This window comes from Pseudonocardia sp. ICBG601, assembly GCF_020496245.1.
Map to the genome: position 1 here is coordinate 132927 of NZ_JAHLJA010000168.1, position 17953 is coordinate 150879.

At 69.2% G+C, this 17953-nt stretch carries 18 protein-coding genes and 2 pseudogenes; 7 read left to right on the forward strand and 13 right to left on the reverse strand.

The window, feature by feature from the left end; translation table 11 throughout:
* Positions 1 to 7: 7 nt before the first annotated feature.
* The 9 genes and pseudogenes from KPL57_RS56585 to KPL57_RS56625 form a co-directional block, all read right to left on the reverse strand.
* Positions 8 to 466 (reverse strand): VOC family protein, encoded by a 459-nt coding sequence (locus KPL57_RS56585; RefSeq protein ID WP_158071517.1) that lies wholly within the window; start codon positions 464 to 466, stop codon positions 8 to 10.
* Positions 467 to 586: 120 nt separating this feature from the next.
* Positions 587 to 1204, reverse strand: a complete 618-nt coding sequence (locus KPL57_RS56590; RefSeq protein ID WP_226358425.1) for a DUF1345 domain-containing protein — start codon at positions 1202 to 1204, stop codon at positions 587 to 589.
* 175 nt (positions 1205 to 1379) lie between these two features.
* Entirely contained in the window at positions 1380 to 3512 is a 2133-nt protein-coding gene (locus KPL57_RS56595) for a xanthine dehydrogenase family protein molybdopterin-binding subunit (protein ID WP_226358426.1), read from the reverse strand.
* On the reverse strand, positions 3509 to 4507 hold the full coding sequence (locus tag KPL57_RS56600) for a xanthine dehydrogenase family protein subunit M (protein WP_226358427.1): 999 nt from the start codon (positions 4505 to 4507) through the stop codon (positions 3509 to 3511). Before KPL57_RS56600 ends, KPL57_RS56595 begins: the two co-directional genes overlap by 4 nt.
* Entirely contained in the window at positions 4504 to 5043 is a 540-nt protein-coding gene (locus KPL57_RS56605; RefSeq protein ID WP_226358428.1) for a (2Fe-2S)-binding protein, read from the reverse strand. Before KPL57_RS56605 ends, KPL57_RS56600 begins: the two co-directional genes overlap by 4 nt.
* Positions 5044 to 5724: 681 nt before the next feature.
* Positions 5725 to 5931, reverse strand: a pseudogene (locus KPL57_RS56610) (helix-turn-helix domain-containing protein); the annotation flags it as partial.
* Positions 5932 to 5960: 29 nt separating this feature from the next.
* Positions 5961 to 6725, reverse strand: a complete 765-nt coding sequence (locus KPL57_RS56615) for a transposase family protein (protein ID WP_226350834.1) — start codon at positions 6723 to 6725, stop codon at positions 5961 to 5963.
* Between the two features lie 97 nt (positions 6726 to 6822).
* Positions 6823 to 7695, reverse strand: a complete 873-nt coding sequence (locus KPL57_RS56620; RefSeq protein WP_226358429.1) for an AraC family transcriptional regulator — start codon at positions 7693 to 7695, stop codon at positions 6823 to 6825.
* Between the two features lie 4 nt (positions 7696 to 7699).
* Complete coding sequence (locus tag KPL57_RS56625; protein WP_226358430.1) at positions 7700 to 8656, reverse strand: EamA family transporter; 957 nt, start codon at positions 8654 to 8656, stop codon at positions 7700 to 7702.
* 39 nt (positions 8657 to 8695) lie between these two features.
* On the opposite strand from KPL57_RS56625, the gene KPL57_RS56630 reads away from it, so the two are divergent.
* A complete protein-coding gene (locus tag KPL57_RS56630; protein ID WP_226358431.1) occupies positions 8696 to 8836 on the forward strand; it encodes a LysR family transcriptional regulator in 141 nt (46 codons plus the stop codon).
* 26 nt (positions 8837 to 8862) lie between these two features.
* Here KPL57_RS56630 and KPL57_RS56635 read toward each other — a convergent pair.
* A protein-coding gene (locus KPL57_RS56635) for an IS3 family transposase (RefSeq protein WP_226351113.1) occupies positions 8863 to 10127 on the reverse strand; the annotation gives its coding sequence in 2 pieces (ribosomal slippage) (positions 8863 to 9776 and positions 9776 to 10127; 1266 coding nt in all).
* Here KPL57_RS56635 and KPL57_RS56640 point away from each other — a divergent pair.
* The gene (locus tag KPL57_RS56640) at positions 10108 to 10929 is read left to right on the forward strand and encodes a LysR family transcriptional regulator substrate-binding protein (protein ID WP_226358432.1); all 822 of its coding nucleotides are present in this window, start codon (positions 10108 to 10110) and stop codon (positions 10927 to 10929) included. The two genes, KPL57_RS56635 and KPL57_RS56640, sit on opposite strands and share 20 nt — an antisense overlap.
* Here the strand turns inward: KPL57_RS56640 and KPL57_RS73220 are convergent.
* Positions 10819 to 11394 carry a GNAT family N-acetyltransferase gene (locus KPL57_RS73220; RefSeq protein ID WP_226358433.1) on the reverse strand — a complete coding sequence of 192 codons (576 nt, stop codon included), beginning with the start codon at positions 11392 to 11394 and terminating at the stop codon, positions 10819 to 10821. The genes KPL57_RS56640 and KPL57_RS73220 overlap by 111 nt on opposite strands.
* 21 nt (positions 11395 to 11415) lie before the next feature.
* Positions 11416 to 12381 (reverse strand): 4,5-dihydroxyphthalate decarboxylase, encoded by a 966-nt coding sequence (locus tag KPL57_RS56650; protein ID WP_226358434.1) that lies wholly within the window; start codon positions 12379 to 12381, stop codon positions 11416 to 11418.
* Between the two features lie 97 nt (positions 12382 to 12478).
* Here KPL57_RS56650 and KPL57_RS56660 point away from each other — a divergent pair, with 97 nt between their 5' ends.
* The 4 genes from KPL57_RS56660 to KPL57_RS56675 all read left to right on the forward strand — a co-directional run bounded on the left by KPL57_RS56660 (position 12479) and on the right by KPL57_RS56675 (position 15447).
* Positions 12479 to 13366 carry a LysR family transcriptional regulator gene (locus tag KPL57_RS56660; protein WP_308253161.1) on the forward strand — a complete coding sequence of 296 codons (888 nt, stop codon included), beginning with the start codon at positions 12479 to 12481 and terminating at the stop codon, positions 13364 to 13366.
* Positions 13367 to 13663: 297 nt separating this feature from the next.
* The gene (locus tag KPL57_RS56665; RefSeq protein WP_226350834.1) at positions 13664 to 14428 is read left to right on the forward strand and encodes a transposase family protein; all 765 of its coding nucleotides are present in this window, start codon (positions 13664 to 13666) and stop codon (positions 14426 to 14428) included.
* A 540-nt stretch (positions 14429 to 14968) separates the two neighbouring features.
* Positions 14969 to 15220: an alpha/beta fold hydrolase gene (locus KPL57_RS56670; RefSeq protein ID WP_264199851.1), complete on the forward strand. Its 252-nt coding sequence runs from the start codon at positions 14969 to 14971 to the stop codon at positions 15218 to 15220.
* Positions 15139 to 15447, forward strand: coding sequence for a hypothetical protein (locus tag KPL57_RS56675; protein WP_226358445.1), 309 nt, complete (start codon positions 15139 to 15141; stop codon positions 15445 to 15447). Before KPL57_RS56670 ends, KPL57_RS56675 begins: the two co-directional genes overlap by 82 nt.
* Here the strand turns inward: KPL57_RS56675 and KPL57_RS56680 are convergent.
* The gene (locus tag KPL57_RS56680) at positions 15444 to 16952 is read right to left on the reverse strand and encodes an IS1634 family transposase (protein ID WP_226352429.1); all 1509 of its coding nucleotides are present in this window, start codon (positions 16950 to 16952) and stop codon (positions 15444 to 15446) included. The two genes, KPL57_RS56675 and KPL57_RS56680, sit on opposite strands and share 4 nt — an antisense overlap.
* A 272-nt stretch (positions 16953 to 17224) precedes the next feature.
* Between KPL57_RS56680 and KPL57_RS56685 the strand changes: the two are divergent.
* Positions 17225 to 17953: pseudogene (locus tag KPL57_RS56685) on the forward strand (transposase); the annotation flags it as partial.

The window sequence follows — 17953 nt, forward strand, 5'->3', positions numbered from 1 at the left end:
CGGGCGCTCACGCGGCCGGCCGTGGTTCCTCGATGAACTCGACCGTGGTCCCGTCCGGGTCGCGGACGTAGACGAACCGGGTTCCCGCACGCGGCCCATCAGCCATCTCCCGCGGCCGCCCCGGGGCGGCCCATCCACCCTCCGCAACACGAGCGAGCAAGGCGTCGAGGTCCTCGACCACGAACGCGAGGTGCATCGCACCAGGGGTGTCCGGGCCCGGGGCGTGGTCCGTCGCGGGCCCCGGACGGACATACTCCAGCAGCTCGAGGCGATGCCCGGGCAACGGGATGATCGCGGTCCGGATGTCGGCACCGGGCACTCCGACGACGTCCTCGGCGAAGGTCCCCGTGAGGTGGGCACGTCGCTCCACCTCGACGCCGAGGACGTCGCACCAGAACGCCACCGCCCGGTCCAGATCGGACACCGTGATCCCGGTGTGGTCGGTCCTGCGCAGTTCGAAGCTCACCGATCCATCATCCGCGCGGCGGCCGACGCCGACCAGGCGACAGAGCCCCGACGACATGGCACGGAGTCCTGTCAGGAACGGGGCAGCCGATCTCCCGGCTCGCACGCCGCATGCGGCGGGTCAGCCGCTGTTGCCAGTGAGCAGGCCGACCACCATGGAGATAATCGCGGTGTTGTAGACGAACGCGAGCAGGCCGTGGCTGAGCACGATCCCACGGGCGCGGGTGGTGCGGATCTCGACGTCGGACGTGGCGAAGGTCGTGCCGATGGCGAAGGAGAAGTAGACGAACTCGAGCAGTGTCGGCGCCGGTGTCTCGGGGAACGACATCGGTACGTCGCCGCCGTCGAGGTACAGCCGGGCGTAGCGCTCGGCGTAGCTCAGGTGCAGGATGGCCCAGGCCAGCAGGACCATGACGACGCTGAGCCCCTTGACGACGGCGACGGTGCCCTCGGGGCCTTCGGCCGTGGCGATGTTGAGGCCGGCACCGAACAGGATGAGCGCCGTGGACAGGGTGATGAGGTAACTCGTGCGGCGACCGGCCAGCCGCTGTGGCCAGCGCTGGTCCCCGCGCCTCGCCCGGCGCACCCGGGACACCCGGATCTCGGCGTAGCAGGCGGCGACGACGGTCCACCCCAGGCTCGTCACGACGAAGCTCGTCGAGTCCACCGCAGGATCCTCGGGATCCGCGATGTAGGCCAGGCTCGCGAGGAGCAGTAGCGCGTCGATCGCGATGGTCACTCGCCGGCCGGAGGAGCGGCTCGCCGATCCGGCTACGGGTTGCGGATCGCCAGCACTGTCCCGATCGGTTGTCTCGGTGGCCCCGGTGTTCTGGGTCAACGCGGTCATTGCTCCTTGCTGGTCGCGATGGTGGATGAAGGATTCGGCACCCGCCGCCTTCGGCAGTGCGGCATCCTCAGCGTTCCCGCCGAGCGGTGCCTGCGGAGCCGACGAGCGCCGCTGCCGGCTCCAGCACACGGTCGAGGCGGATCGGGAGGGTTCGCTGGCGGGTGCCGGTCGCGTGCCAGACCGCGTTGGCGATGGCTGCCGCCGTGCCCGCCGTGCCGATCTCGCCCAGTCCGTTGACCCCCGACGGGTCCTGCGGTTCGTAGTCCGGCACGAAATCGGCCTCGCCCTCGGGCACGTCGGCGTGCGCGGCGATGTGGTAACCGGCGAAGTCACCGTTGGCCAAACCACCGGTCCGGGGGTCGCGCACGCTCTCCTCGTGCAGGGCCATGGACAGGCCCATGATCATCCCGCCGACCACCTGGCTGCGGGCCAGCAGCGGGTTGATCACCCGGCCGACGGCGAACATGCCGAGCAGCCGCCGGACCCGCACCTCACCCGTCGCGGGATCGACGGTGACCTCGGCGAACACGGAGCTGAAGGTCTGCCGTTCCTGCCCGGGCCGGAAGTCGATCATCGTGCTGGTGTCGACGGTCGCGGTCAGCGGTCGACCCTGGTCACCGCGTTCCCGCAGCAGCTTCCGGGCGGCCTCGACGACGGCGAACGACCAGGACGTCGTGCCGCGCGAACCGCCCGCGCCCCACGCCATGCCCAGATCGCTGTCGCCGAGCCGGAGCCGGATCCGCTCCGTGCCGACCCCGAGCGCGTCGGCCGCGACCGCGGTCAGCGCGGTGCGCGCGCCCGTTCCGATGTCGCTGGCACCGACGGACACCGTGAACGTGCCGTCGGTCTCCGCCGTGATGGAAGCCGTCGACGGGAACACCCCGGCGCCGAAGGAGGTGCACGCCATGCCCGTGCCGATCAGCAGCGGGCCCTCCCGGCGGGAGCGCGGCCGCGGGTGGCGCGCTGCCCAGTCGAACCGCCGCGCACCCTCGCGCATGCAGGAGACCAGACGCCGGGTGCTGAAGGGGATGCCCGTGACCGGCGTGACGGTGGGCTGGTTGCGCATGCGCAGCTCGAGCGGGTCGAGGTCCAGGCGTTCGGCCAGCTCGTCCATCGCCGACTCGAGGGCGAACGAGCCCGGCGTCGCACCCGGCCCCCGCATCGAGGCCGGGGGCAGCACGTCCAGCGGCACGGCGGTGAGCTGCGTACGGATCGCCGACGCCGCATAGAGGATCTTGGCCTGCTCGGTGCACCCCTCGATGTACTCGGCGAGCGGCGAGAGCGCGTACGCGGCCCGATGGTGGATCGCGCGCAGGCGCCCGTCGGCGTCGGCCCCGATGGTCAGCAGCTGATCCGTCGGCGGCCGCGACGACGTCGTCGCGAAGACCTGGGCCCGGGTGATGGTGATCCGTACCGGACGGCCGAACTCGCGGGCGGCCATGGACCCGAGGATCATCTGAGGGCCGCACGCACTCTTGCCGCCGAAACCACCACCGACGTGCTCGGAACGGACGTGCACCTGCTCCCGGTCGATCGACCACAGCTTCGCCAGGACCTCCGCGACGCTGAACGCGCCCTGGTTGGAGTCCACGGCGTGGATGCGGTCGTCGGCCCACCACACGGTGGCCGAGTGCGGTTCCATCGCGCAGTGGCTCTCCTCGGGGGTCCGGTAGCGCTCCTCGACCACGACCGCGGACGCGGCCAGTTCGGCGTCCACGTCGCCGGTGTCCGCTTCCGGCCCGAAGGCGGTCGACGCGGGCCTCGCTGCCGGGTGTTCCGGGATGAGGTCGACGTCGTGCGGCTCGACGTCATAGGTGACCCGCACCGCCGCGGCCGCGGCTCTGGCCTGCTCCGGCGTCTCCGCCACCACCAGCGCGACGGGTTGGCCGGCGTAGGCGATGTCGGCCGTCTGCAGGAGCAGGACGCTGCCGTCGGGGCCGAAGTAGTTGCCGATCTCGGGGTTGAGCCGGGGCGCGTTGCGGTGGTCGAGGACCCCGAGCGTCCCCGGCAGGGCGAGCGCCTCGGACGCGTCGAGGTCGCGGACCCGGCCCCGAGACACCGTGGCCGTGAGCATCCAGCCGTGCACGACGTCCGGCACCGGTACGTCCGCGGCGTAGTCGGCGGTACCGGTGACCTTGAGTCGGGCCTCGACGCGGGGACGTGGGGTGCCGACCGCGGCGGGAGCAGGCACGGGGTTCATCGGTCGTTCTCCGTTCCGGCCAGTTCGCTGAGCACGGCGTCGACGAGGTTGATCGCCAGGGCCACCTTGTAGGCGTTGTCACGCAATGGCTCCGCCTCGCCCAGTGCCTCCTCGGCCGCGGCCCGGACCCGTTCGGGGGTGGGCCGGGCACCACGCAGGAGAGCCTCTGCCGAGCGTGCCCGCCACGGGCGCGACGCGATGCCGCCGAGAGCGATGCGCGCGTCGCGGACCTCGCCGTCGCGCATGTCGAGGGCGGCTGCGACGGAGACGGTCGCGAAGGCGTACGACGCGCGTTCGCGCACCTTGCGGTAGCGCGACCGTGGGCTCACCGCGGACGCGGGCAGGGCAACGGAGGTGACCAGCGCACCGGCCGGCAGGAGGGTCTCACGGTCCGGGCTGTCTCCGACCGGGGTGTAGAACTGCGACAGCGGGATCTCGCCGACCCCGTCGAGCGTCTCGTAGTGCACGACGGCGTCGAACGCCGCGAGCGCCACCGCCATGTCCGAGGGGTGGGTCGCCACGCAGTGCCGGGAGTGACCGAGCACGGCGTGGTTGTGGTGGATCCCCTCGATCGCGGCGCACCCGCTGCCGGGAACCCGCTTGTTGCACGCGTGGGAGAGCTGGGCGAAGTAGCCGCAGCGCGTGCGCTGCAGGAGGTTGCCGGCGACGGTCGCCATGTTGCGCAGCTGTCCCGACGCGCCGGCCAGAACGGCCTGTGTCAGCGCCGGGAACCGACGGCGGACCTCGGGGTGGGCAGCCAGGTCGCTGTTGGACGTGGTCGCCCCGATGACGAGGCCACCGCCGTCGGCGTGCTCCCGGACACCGTCGAGCGGGAGCCGACGCACGTCCACGAGCCGGGTCGGCTGCTCGATGCCGCCCTTCATCAGGTCGACGAGATTGGTGCCCCCGCCCAGGTACCGGGCCCCTGCATCGTTGGCGACCGCGGTGAGTGCGTCGCGGACCTGGGTCGCCCGCTGGTAGGCGATCTCCCTCACGACGTGGCCTCCTGCCGAGCTGCGGTCTCCAGCACCGCGCGGACGATCGAGGGGTAGGCGCCGCACCGGCAGAGGTTGCCGCTCATCCGCTCGCGCACCTCGGCAGCGTCGAGCTCCGGCGCACGATCCGGTGCGTCGTCGGCGGTGACGGCGCTCGGCCAGCCGGCCGCATGTTCGGCGAGCATCCCCACCGCGGAGCAGATCTGTCCGGGAGTGCAGAAGCCGCACTGCAGTCCGTCCAGGCGCACGAAGGCCTCCTGGATCGGCGACAGGTCGCCCTCGCCCGCCAGTCCGTCGACGGTCGTGACCACGGCGCCGTCAGCAGCGACCGCGAGGGTGAGGCAGGAGACGATCCGCCGGCCGTCGCACAGCACCGTGCAGGCACCGCACTGCCCGCGGTCGCAACCCTTCTTCGGTCCGGTGCGGCCGAGGTCCTCCCGCAGCACGTCGAGCAGGGTCCGGCGATTGTCCACCGACATCCGGTGCGTCGTGTCGTCGACTCGTAGCGACAGTTCGCTGCGTGTGTGGTCGGTCATCGCATCCTCTTGGTAGTCGAATCAGAACGGGAACAGCGGTGACCGCCATCGGTGTACGTGGAGGCGCTCTCCGGTCGGCCACGCCGACCGGTATCAGTCGTCCGACCCGCGGAGCTCCGACCATCGGCGCGGCACGATCACCTCCGCTCGCCGATCCACGTCCCCAGCCGGGCCGTTGCCGGGCAGGCGGAGGTGGCAACCGGCGAGGTGGCCACGACGTGACAGCGAGCGTCGGGCTTGTCGGTCAACCCACTCACGGCCAGCTGCGCGGTGGGCCCGTGCGCGCGGGCATCGCTCCGATGTCACCGGTGAGCAAGCGGTGCGCGGTGCCGACGTCGCCACCGCCGTGGATCGCGAGAAGCGCTGCCGCGGTGGCCGCGCGAACGGTGCTGGTGGTGTCGGGAGCTTCGCGCCGCTCGTCGATCAGCAGCGACGCGGCATCGTGGGCGGAGCCACCGACCTCCGCACCGAGCTCGGCGCTCAGTGCCAGCTCGGCGTGGCGCCCGAACAGTTCGTACCCGTCCCCTCCTCCTCACGCACGCGTCGTCTCCCGTCCGCGCGGATCGACCTCGATCGACCTTCATGCCCCATCAGCACCAACGGTTCGAGGCTATCCCCGCCGGGTGGCGCGCGGCCCTTGCCGAGGGCGGCCCGGCAGGATCGGTCAAGAGATGGCGAGTTTTAGTCAACCGCGGCGCGCGACCGGTGGTCGGTCCGGTCGGTCGCGACGAGCCTGCCCGCGTCCTGACGTGGAGGACGGCCGAACTGACGGCGGTACTCGCGGCTGAACTGGGCGTGGCTCTCGTAGCCGACCTGCCGGCTGATCGCCGCGATGTCGCCCGGGGTCGCGGCGATCAACAGTCGGGCGCGCTGCAGCCGAATCTGCTTCTGGTACTGGGAGGCTTATTCAGGCTCCGTCAGGTAAGTGCGTAGAAGATGAGTCCGATGACTGCCGAGATCGTCGTTTTAAATGTGGCGTAGGGTCGGCGGTAGTCTGTGTGGAGAACTTTCCACGACTTGATATGGGCGATGACTCGCTCGATGGTGGCGCGTGTGCGGTTGAGGCTCTTGTTGAATGTTTTCTGCCAGTCGAGAAGTTCCCGGCCGGGTTGTTTTTTGAACGGGGTGAGCATGCCGCGCCCGATGTATCCTTTATCGCCGATCGGGGGGTATGTGGCGAGGTGGTCGAGGGCGCCGGATTGGTCGAGGCAATGTAGGTCGTGTCGGGAGCCTGGGGTCGGGTCGGAGATCCACGACAGCTGCCCTTCCAGGGTGGCTGCGACCTGGACGACGACGCCGGTGGTGCGATGCTTGCCCGACCACAGACCTGGTACGGCGGTCCATGACCAGCAGGGCAGCAGGGTTCCGTCGATGATGTACTGCCGATCGGCACGAAGCTCCTCCGCCGTCGGAACGACACTCCGCAGCGCCTGCGCCAGCAACGGTGTCACCCCCGCGATCGCTCGACTGACCGTCGACTGCGACACCCCGTAGGTTTCCGCCAACTCCCACTGCACACGATTCCCGCGCAGATACGCCAACGTGATCACCACCGACCAGAACAATCCCAGAATCGGCGGCCAAGGCCGTCGCAGGCCAGTCGCGTTCCGCTGATCCTGCTCATGCACCAGAGCGGCAAGATCCTGAATCTCATCACGCCGAAAGCCAGTGGTATAGTACATACTGCGACAGCCCATTCATCTCGGATTGATTCGACAAACCAATCTTCGCGATGGACGGGCTGTCGCCCAACCCGACACGCCGGGCTAGATCGTTATTTCACGGGCCCTGAATAAGCCTCTGGATGGGGCTCATCGAGGTGACGGTCTGGAAGTTGCGGTGGAACGCCGAGACGCTCATGGTGACCCGCTGCGCCAGCTCCTCGACCCGGAACGTCGCGGCGTAGTTCTCGCGGATCCAGTGCACGGCACGTGCGATGGCGCTGAGATTGCTGTCCGGCAGGCTGAACTCGCGGAGCATGCTGCCCTGCTCGCCGGTCAGCAGCCGCCAGATGATCTCTCGTTTGATCAGCGGCGCGAGCACCGGAATGTCGGCGGGACGATCGAGCAGGCGCAGGAGGCGGACGACGGCATCGAGCAGCTCGACGGAAGCGGAGCTGACCGCCAGGCCGGCCGAAGCGCGGGAGGGTAGGGGCGGCAGGTCGGCGGGATCCACCTGAAGGAGGACCTCGGCAACCGCGGTGGGCTCCAGAGTGAAGCCGAATCCCAGCGCCGGTTCTGTCGGGCTGGCCCGGATGAAGCTCGCAGCCACGGGCAGGTCGACCGAGGCGATCATGTACTCCCCGGCCTCGTACTCGAATAGGCGCTCGCCCAGCGCGAACGCTTTCGCACCCTGCGCGACGACGGCCAGCACCTTCCCGTAGGTGGTCGGGACCGGCGGGTTGGGATGGTCCGAAAGACGGTGATGCCCTCGATGGGCGTGCCGAGGTCGGGGCGGGCATGCCTGGCGAGCAGGGCGACCAACTCGTCGAGGGCCATGGCCAGCATTCAAGCACCGGGATCGACCGGAACGCGATATGGCCCGCTGGGCCGGCCAGGGCGCGCCTCGGGAACGTTGTGACCGCTTCGGTCGAAGCACTCGGCGCCGGCTTGGCGCCTGTCGTTGCGCAGGCGGTAGACGGCATTCACTCATCTCGTCACGCGCCTCGGTCTCGGTCGTGGGGTTGGTTCGGTGAACCCATCTCGGCCGCGACCGCCAGGAGGACGGCGCCGGCACCGGCCAGGGCGAGGATGCTGAAGGGCTCTCCGAGCACGGTGATCCCGATCAGGTAGGCCACGAGCGGTACCGCGTAGGCGTAGGTGCTGACGAGCCCGATGGGTGCCCGTCGCAGCAGCCAGTTGTAGAGCGCGAAACCGGCCGACGAGTCGACGACGATGAGGTAGCCGAAGGCCACCCAGGACGCGATGGACACGTCGTCCGGTGCGAACGTCGACAGCTCCCCCGAGGCCAGCCCTGTGCCGACGAGTGCTGCACCACCGGTGATGAGCTGGATCGTGGTCGCGTCGCGGGGCGAGGGCAGCATCGTCGAACGGGAGGCCCACAGCGTGGCCGCGGCCCAGGACAGCGAGGCTGCGACGACCAGAAGTAGCCAGACCGACCATGGGTCGCCCTGTGCCGGGCGTGCCGCGAACAGGACTGCCACTACTCCGACGAGTCCCACGACGACCCGGGCCAGCGCCGCGAGCCCCGGCCGGTCGCCGAGAACGGCCCGGAACAGCACGACCCACAGCGGGACCGCGGCGACGATGAGCGCGGCGGTGCTGGCATAGACGTGTTGCTCTGCCACGGCCACGGCGCCCTGGGCTCCGAGCAGGCCGATGCCGACGCCTGCGGCGACCACCGACGGCCCGAGCCGGGCCCGACGGATGGTGGACGGGAACGCGATGGCCAGCCCGAGGCCCGCCGTCAGGAAGATCGCCCCCGTGCCGAGCAGCGGCGGAAGGGTGTCGACCATGATCCGGATCGCCGGGAACGACGACCCCCAGCACAGCCACAGCACCACCAGGCCGACCAGAACACGGGGGCTGGTGGTCGACTTGCCGTCGGTCAGCACATACGCATACGACCCGAGCAGCGAGTATGAGTCCAACAACTTCCTCGAACACCGCTCATGAGCTGTCAGCATGACGCGGTGGATCTGACCCTTGTGAACCTCCGATGCCTGCTCGCCATTGCCGACCGCGGCAGCTTCACCGGCGCGGCAGCAGTCGTCGGGCTCACGCAGTCAGCAGTGAGCCGGAACATCGCCACGCTGGAGCGCCACGGGCCTTGACCCCGGATCTTGGACACGGTGGTTGATTACGCGGCTGTGGCTGTGACGGTAGCCCGGAGGGCCTGTTCGTAGGTGTTCGGGGACAGGTGCTGGCAGTAGGAGTGCCGTCGGCGGGTGTTGTAGCGGGTCAGCCATCTGAAGACCTGCCGTCGGCAGGTGGCCGCGTCGGGCCAGCAGGTGCTGTCCTGGAGGACCTCGCGTTTGACGGTGGCGTTGAACGACTCGGCCAAGGCGTTGTCCGCCGACGACCCGACCGCGCCCATGGAACGGGTCACCCCGAGCCGGTCGCAGAGCTCGGCGTAGGCACTCGAGGTGTAGACCGCTCCGTGGTCGCTGTGGAAGACCGCCCCGCGCAGCGACCCACGAGCCCGTTCCGCGGCGTGGAGCGCGTCGTTGACCAGGTCGGTGCGCATGTGATCAGCCAGGGCCCAGCCGGCGAGTTTGCGGGAGCAGCAGTCGATCACCGTGGCCAGATACAGGTTCGTCCCGCCTGCGAGGGGCAGGTAGGTGATGTCACCGACGTAGACCTGGTTCGGTGCTGGGGCGGTGAAATCCCGCCTGAGCAGGTCGGGCACCGTCTGCCGGGGCTGCTCGACGATCGTGGTGTGCACGCGGCGTCGGCGGCGGTAGCCGGCGATCCCGGCCGCGCGCATGACCCGCGCGACGCGTTTGTGGTTGACCCGATCGGCGGCGGCGACACCGTCGTTGAGCTCTGTGGTGGCCCGCGGCGCACCGATGGTGTTGTCGCCGTCATGGATCGTCTGGATCCGCGCCACCAACACCGCATCACCAGCGGCCCGCCGCGCCCGGACCGGGGCCGCAGCCAACCAGGCGTAGAACGACGACCTCGAGACGTGCACGAGCTCGCACAACCGCTTCACCTCGAAGGTGTGCCGGTGGTCAGCGACGAACTGGAAGCGGGTCACCAGCGCGTCTCCCCCGCGAAATACTTGGCCGCCCGCTGCAGGATCTCCCGCTCGGCGGTCAGCTTCTTCTCGCTGATCTCGAGTTCACGGACCCGGGCCTCGAGACGGGCGATCTTCTGCCTCGGTGGTTCCTCCCCACCCAGGCCCGACCCCGGCGTGGTACGCATGGGCTGTACCGGGCTGGGGCAGCTACTGCCATCAGCTGCGGTCTTGTTCCCCGTGCCGTGGATCGTGAGCCAGTCCCGCAACGTGCCCCGCGCGATGCCCAGGTCGTCGGCGATACCACGGACGGTGGCACCCGGGGTGGACTCATACAGATCAACAGCCTGCCGACGGAACTCGTCGGTGAAACTCTTCCTGGCCATGATCGCTGGATCATCTCGCTTCCCCAGCAGTGCTGGAATCAGCGTGTCCAAGATCTGGGGTCAAGCCCCCACCGGTCATGCCCTCGTCGCCCGCCGCCCGGACGGGGCAACGTTGACGGCGATCGGGACCCGCGTCGTCGAACACGGCCGTCGCGCAGTCGAGCACATCAGGGCCATCGAGGATCTGCGAGAGCAGCCCGTCCCAGCGACGATCTGTGTCGGGGCCGTGCACAGTGCAGCGCTCCACCTCGTCCCGGAGGCAGCCCGCCAGTTCCGGACCCTCCATCCGGATGCAGAGGTCCTCATCGCTCGGGGCGATGACGACGAACTGCTGAGCTGGCTCGATGCAAGGACGATCCACGTCGCGGTGACGACGAGGCCCACCACACCGGACCGCACCTGCTCGTCAGCCGCGGACGAGTTCCTGGCCGTCCTGCCGCGAACACACCCGCTCGCCCGAGCCACGGAGGTTCGTCTGGACGATCTCGTCGCGGACGGCGTCGCCGATCCCGGCGGCACGTGCGGACCGCAACTGGAAGAGGCCTACGCGGAACACGGGGAGCGGTGGGCGCCGGCGCACACCGTCCGCGACCTCGAAACCATGTTCGCCATGGTCGCGGCGGGAATCACGGTCGGTGTCGCCCCCGCCGTCGCCGTACCCCACGACATGCCGACGAGCGTCGTGGCACGCTCACTCGAGCCCCGGATATCCCGTCAGCTGTTCGTCAGCACCGGGCCGACGCATCCCCTCGGCCCCTCGTTGACGAGCGCCTTGATCGCGATACTGCACCGCAGGTCCTGAGCTGAGCAGGGGCGCCCGCATCACCGGTGAGCGGGAGGCACGGAACCCGGCCTTCTCGTACATCCGACGCCCGTCCTCGGTAGCGAGCAGCTCCGCACGGCCGGCACCGACGGTGCGGCTCCAGGCGAACACGGCGTCGAACGCTGCGCGGCCGTGCCCCCGCCCTCGGGCCCCGGGATCGGTACACACGTTGCAGACCAGCACGTCGCCGCAGGGCGAGTGCGGGGACGGGGGTGCTTCCCGGAGGATGCCCATCGCGGTCGCGACGACCGCACCGTCCACCTCGACGACCATGATGCGGACTCGCGGGTCGTCCAACCGCCGCGTGAACCACTCCGCCGCCGCGGCCTGCCAGTCGGTGGCATCGTGCTGCGGGACCTCCATCGCCCGGAACATCTCCGCACGAAGCCGCACGACGTCCTCGACGTCGCGTGCCTCCGCCCTGCGGATCCGTCGGGAGTCCACACCGTCGAGCGTAACGGCCGCTCAGGTGTCCATGAGGTCGGGCGCGAAGACCTCGTCGACGGTGAAGCGGTGAGCGGACAGTCCCTGCTCGTGCTGGTAGCGCAGGAACGTGTCGAGGGCCGCGTGGTTCGCGGCGATCCCGTAGGGCCACCAGTCCTCACCCATGAGGGCGACGTCGTCCTCGGCCAGCCGGCTCGCCCAGGGCAGCATGGTGTGTACCTGGTAGAGCCGTCGTCCCGCGCCGAGATAGTGGTCCCGGGCGAGGTTCTTGGCGTCGAGGAAGCCCTGGTAGGCGGCGCGGGCGAGGTCGGGGTGCGCGGCGAGGCTGTCGGTACGCACGACGACCGCGTGCATCATCGGGAACAGCCCCGTGCGCCGGTACCAGTCCTGCTCGACCGGGACGTAGTCCTCGAAGAGCCGCCGCACCCCGGGCCCGGCATGGCTCGCGGGCACGTTCGCGCTGAACAGCGCGTCGATCTCACCGGCGGCGAGCAGGTCACCGAGAGCCCTCTCGGACTCCGCGACGATCTCGACGCCCTCGGGTCGGCGTTGCGGGACGAAGTCGAAGGGTGCCATCGGGGTGTCCAGCCCGCCGATCACCCAGCGGTTGCGCCTCGGGTCGAACCCGTACTCGTCGGCCAGGATCCCCTTGGCCCACACCCCGGAGTCCTGCGAGTACATCCCGAACTCGCCGATCGTGCGCCCGACCAGGTCGGCCGGGGTCTCGATGCCCGATCCGGTGTGGACGTAGACGCAGGAGTGCCGGAACACCCGGTTGGGGAACGCCGGGACCGCGACGAAGGCTCCCGGCTCCTCCTCGAGTACCCGCAGCAGGAACCCGAGACCGAGCTCGGCGATGTCGAACTCGCGGTCGCGGATCATCCGGGCGAACACCTCGGGAACGACCGACCCGCTCCGCATCTCGATGTCGTACCCCGGGAGGCTCGCGGTGCCGTCGAACAGGGCGGCGGTCGTGTCGTAGCTCATGGACCCGACGATGATCATGCCTTCACGATGCGCCGCCGTGCCGCCCACGTCCAAGACCGTCTTGCGCTGGGACCCATAGCGATTGATGCTCGGTGCCGTGGAGCTGCGGCAACTCGTGTACTTCGAGGCCGTCGTGCGGTGCGGCGGGTTCACCCGGGCCGCCCACGACCTCCGCGTGGCGCAGCCGGCGATCTCCGCCCAGGTACGACGGCTCGAGTCGGAGCTGGGCGTCACTCTGCTCGCGCGCACCACCCGACGGGTGACGCCGACCGAGGCGGGCGAGCTGTTGCTGGTGCGGGCCCGGCGGGTTCTCGCCGAGCTGGCCGCCGCACGCGACGAGGCCGCGCAGGTGGCCGACGTCGTACGCGGCTCGGTCACGGTCGGGACCACCGGAGTGCTCGGCGGCCTCGACCTGCCCGCCGTGCTCTCCGGCTTCATCGGCCGGCATCCGGGCGTGACGGTCTCGTTGCGCACCGGGCTCATGGACGCCCTGCTCGACGACCTGACCGCGGGAGCGGCGGACCTCGTGCTCGGCCCGGTCCATCCAGACCGGCCAGCGGGCATTCTCGTCACACCCCTGTCCGAGGACCGGCTCGTGCTCCTCACACCGCTCGACCGGGACGGCGGCGAGCTCACGGAGTTCGCCGGCGAGCCGTTCGTGTCCCTGCCGGTCGGCAGCGGGCTGCGGAAGCTCCTCGACGGCCTCGCCACCCGCCTCGGCGTGGACCTGCCGGTCCGCTTCGAGGCGTCATCGCCCGACGGGGTCCGCGACCTCGTCGCCGCCGGCCTCGGGGTCGCGCTGATGGCCGCCTCGGCCGTCGCGCGGCCGGGCCCCGCCGTCGGGGTGCACGAGGTGGTACCCGCGACCCCGCACCCTGCGATCGGCGTGCTGTACGGCGCAACGACATCTCCAGCAGCGCGGGCACTGCGCTCGTGGGTGATCCGGTCTGCGGGGCGGCTGCCGGGTGGGGAGCAGGCGAGCTGAGAGGGCTCCACCGGTGTCGTGGATGACCGTCCGTGGCGCGCCCCTCCACCAGCTCATCGAGGCGCAGCTTTGTGTCCGGCACGGTCGGTCTCGTCCAGACGGCTCGTGTCGACCGATCGGCGGGGCGCTACTCCTAAGATCGAAAGATGAGCGCAACAACCGCCTGTGCCACCTCCTGGAGGCTTATTCAGGGCCCGTGAAATAACGATCTAGCCCGGCGTGTCGGGTTGGGCGACAGCCCGTCCATCGCGAAGATTGGTTTGTCGAATCAATCCGAGATGAATGGGCTGTCGCAGTATGTACTATACCACTGGCTTTCGGCGTGATGAGATTCAGGATCTTGCCGCTCTGGTGCATGAGCAGGATCAGCGGAACGCGACTGGCCTGCGACGGCCTTGGCCGCCGATTCTGGGATTGTTCTGGTCGGTGGTGATCACGTTGGCGTATCTGCGCGGGAATCGTGTGCAGTGGGAGTTGGCGGAAACCTACGGGGTGTCGCAGTCGACGGTCAGTCGAGCGATCGCGGGGGTGACACCGTTGCTGGCGCAGGCGCTGCGGAGTGTCGTTCCGACTGCGGAGGAGCTTCGTGCCGATCGGCAGTACATCATCGACGGAACCCTGCTGCCCTGCTGGTCATGGACCGCCGTACCAGGTCTGTGGTCGGGCAAGCATCGCACCACCGGCGTCGTCGTCCAGGTCGCAGCCACCCTGGAAGGGCAGCTGTCGTGGATCTCCGACCCGACCCCAGGCTCCCGACACGACCTACATTGCCTCGACCAATCCGGCGCCCTCGACCACCTCGCCACATACCCACCGATCGGCGATAAAGGCTACATCGGGCGCGGCATGCTCACCCCGTTCAAAAAACAACCCGGCCGGGAACTTCTCGACTGGCAGAAAACATTCAACAAGAGCCTCAACCGCACACGCGCCACCATCGAGCGAGTCATCGCCCATATCAAGTCGTGGAAAGTTCTCCACACAGACTACCGCCGACCCTACGCCACATTTAAAACGACGATCTCGGCAGTCATCGGACTCATCTTCTACGCACTTACCTGACGGAGCCTGAATAAGCCTCCTGGTACGAAGGCGGAACGGCGACCCTCCCACGATCAGGGGTGAGCACCGTTTCCGCTGCTGGAACCCCTGAGCGGGCGACGGGAATCGAACCCGAGTAGCCAGTTCGGAAACGGAGGACATCGCCGTCGCCTCTGAACTGCCCCTCCCCCCGACGAGTGCCTCCGGCTCCAGTAGACCGACGGCAACCGCGAGTCGCCGCGAGTGCGCGTCTGTTCTGGCATGTATCTGGCGCACGACCGCCCGGCGCAAACGCCGTCGGCGGCGCGGAACCGGTTGTTGCCCGTCCAGCCACTAGAGTTCGCGGAAGGCGATCGTCGATGCTGGGTCGCTCGACGCGCGAGAGCATGCGTCGGCTCGCGGCTCGCGGCTCGGGTCGCGGGCAAGGGTTCTGGAAGGAGCGGGTTCTCTATGCCGACGGGCGCCCCGGTCGATGGGTTCACCCTGAGCTTCGACCGTCTGGGATCGGTTGGTCGGCCGCCGGTGGTCCTGCTTCATGGTTGGCCCGGGGACCGGACGGACATGGCATCCGTCGCCGAGAGGCTTGGGGACGAGTTCTACGTCGTCGTGCCGGACCTGCGCGGTTTCGGCGCCTCGGATAAGCACCTCCGCGACCCCGGCGAGTACTACAGCCTGGTGGCCCAGGCCCGCAGTGTCGCGGGACTGATCGAAGAGCTGGGGCTCTCCCAGTCGTGCTGGGCGGTTACGACATCGGCAGCAGGGTCGGTCAGCAGCTCGCGAAGGACAGGCCCGACCTGCTCAGCGCCATGGTGATCACGCCACCAGCTCCAGGCGTCGGGTCACGGATTCTCAGTGAAGGTCCGTTTCGCGAGTTCTGGTATCAGTCGTTCCATCATCTCGACCTGGCCGAGAAGCTCCTCGACGGGAAACCGGACGCTGTCCGGGACTATCTGGAGTACTTCTGGACCCACTGGTCCGGCCCTGACTTCATCCTGGACGCCGCCCGGCTTGAGCACCTGACCCGAGTTGCACAGGTTTAGTGCCCCGGGGCGTTGATGGCGGGTAGCCGGTTGAGGATGGCGCGGGCCTGGTCGGTGATCTGCGGCGCTGCAGTGATCGGGTGACCGCCGACGTCGACGCGGATGGTGCGTAGCGGACGCAGGGTCCTGATCAGTGTCTTGATGGTCACTCCGGTGGCGTCCTGCAGGTGCCGCGAGACCGCGAGGGCGGCGAAGACGACGGTGAGGTGGGCTTCGATGGTGTCGCGTTCGCGGTGGAAGACCGGCCGGGCGCGTAGGTCGGATTTGGTCATGCGGAAGCTGGCCTCGACCTGCCACAGGTCGTGGTAGGCGGCCACGATCGCGAGTCCACCCATGGTGGCCTCTGGCAGGTTGGTGACGTAGCCCTTCAAACCCGCGAGCTGGCGGGCGCGTTCGACCAGGGCCCAGTCGACCTCGGTTCCGCTGTTGGCGATGCGCACGAAGCGGTCCTTCTTCAACGGCCGGGTGCCGGCGGCGACCTTCTCGGCGCGGTCGACCATGGCGTTGATCGCCCGGTCGTCGTGTTTGTGCCGGGCGAACCGGTACTGGTAGACGGTCCGGCGCGAGCGTTTCGCCTTACCCGTCCCTATGTCGCGGCGTGACTCGAGGATCTGGCCATCGTCGAAGGCGTTGCCGTGGCGTTCGAAGTGCATGGCCAGGTCGTAGGGCGCCTTGCTGATCCTCGACCCAACGATGAACGAGAACTCGTTGTCCTCCAACGCGTTTAGGTTGCTCGCGGACAACATCCCGGCGTCCGCGACGACGACCATGTCCCTGACCTGGTGCCGCTTACGGAACTCGTCGAGCACCGGGAGCAGGGTGGTGGTCTCGGCCTTGTTCCCTTCGAAGCAGCGGACCTCGAGTGGAAACCCGGACGGGTCCACGAGCAGCCCGACCTGGATCTGCGGGTCGACCCGGCGTTCCTTGCTCATCCCGACCTTGCGCAGCTTGTCCTCGTTCTCGACCTCGAAGTGCAGCGTGGTCACGTCGTAGAGCACCAGCGACACCGGACCCGACCGGCGCGAGGCCGCAGCACAGGCGGCGGCGAGGGCGGCTCGGTAGTCCTTGTCCACGCAGCGGCGCAACGCCGCGGTGAAGGTGTTGCGGTGCGGCGCGGCCACGCCGAGCTCGTCGAGGACCCCTACTGCGGCGGACTTGCTGGTGGGCTCGACGATTCGCGCGAGCACGAGTGCCCGGAACGCCTCGTCTGCGAGCTGGTCGAAGCCGAGGCGACGGTAGGCCTCGATCAGGACGTTCCACAGGACCTCGCTCGACGACTCGGTCACGATCGCCCCACCTGCACCCCCAGCGGCCGGGGTGTCCAGGTCCAGCGCCTGTTGGCTTGCATGGATGCGGTCTCGTGCTGAGGCGATCAGGACTGCGAGCTCGGCGTCATCGTGCGCGGAGCCGACGTGGGCGACGATCCGGCGGACGCCGTGGCGCTTCTCCACGACCTGCACCGCTGTCGCCCCGGAGGCCGTCTTCACCTTCCGAACGAACGGCACTACCCGAGACTACCGATTAGTGCCCCAGATCCCGATCAAGCAGCCAGCTGACCAGCACCGACGGCTCACGACCCCTGACTACCTGTGCAACTCGGGTCGGACGCCGAGCAATGCTTGAGACCTGTGGATGACCTGGAGGGGCCGTACCCTCCGGTGATCTTGAGGCTCTGAAGCAAGGCCGGCGGGTCAACGCCGGCCGGAAGGGTACGACCCGTGCTCACCGTAGTTCCTGGAGCTGCTGACACCGATGAACCCCGCCGGGCGGCGGCTCGCTGATCGACGACCTGGTCCGCGAAGGCGCCCGCCGGATGCTGGCCGAGGCGTTGCAGGCCGAGGTCGATGACTACATCGCCCGCCACGCTGAGGAGCGCGACGAGCACGGCCGGCGGCTCGTGGTCCGCAACGGCACCCACAGCCCCGCGAGGTCCTCACCTCGGCCGGCGCGGTCGAGGTTGTCGCCCGCGGGTCGACGACCGCCGCATCGATCCCGAGACCGGGCACCGCTGCAGGTTCTCCTCGGCGATCCTGCCGCGATGGTGCCGCCGCACTCCGAAGATCACCGAGGTGTTACCGCTGCTGTATCTGCACGGACTCTCGACCGGGGACTTCGTGCCCGCGCTCGGGCAGTTCCTCGGCTCCACCGCGGGCCTGTCGGCGTCGATGGTCACCAGACTGACCGAGACCTGGAAGACCGAACAGCAGACCTTCTCCCGCCGAGACCTGTCCGGTGTGGACTACGTCTACCTGTGGGCCGACGGGATCCACGTCAACATCCGCCTCGAGGAAACACAAGCTGTGCCTACTCGTGCTCATCGGAGTCCGCGCGGACGGCGGCAAGGAAACTCGTCGCCCTGACCGATGGCTACCGCGAGTCGAGCGAGTCCTGGGCCGATCTGCTGCGCGACTGCGCGCGGCGCGGCATGCGAGCACCCGTGCTCGCGGGCGCTGGACGGCCCGCGCCTCGGGTTCTGGGGCGCGCTGCGCGAGGTGTTCCCGCAGAC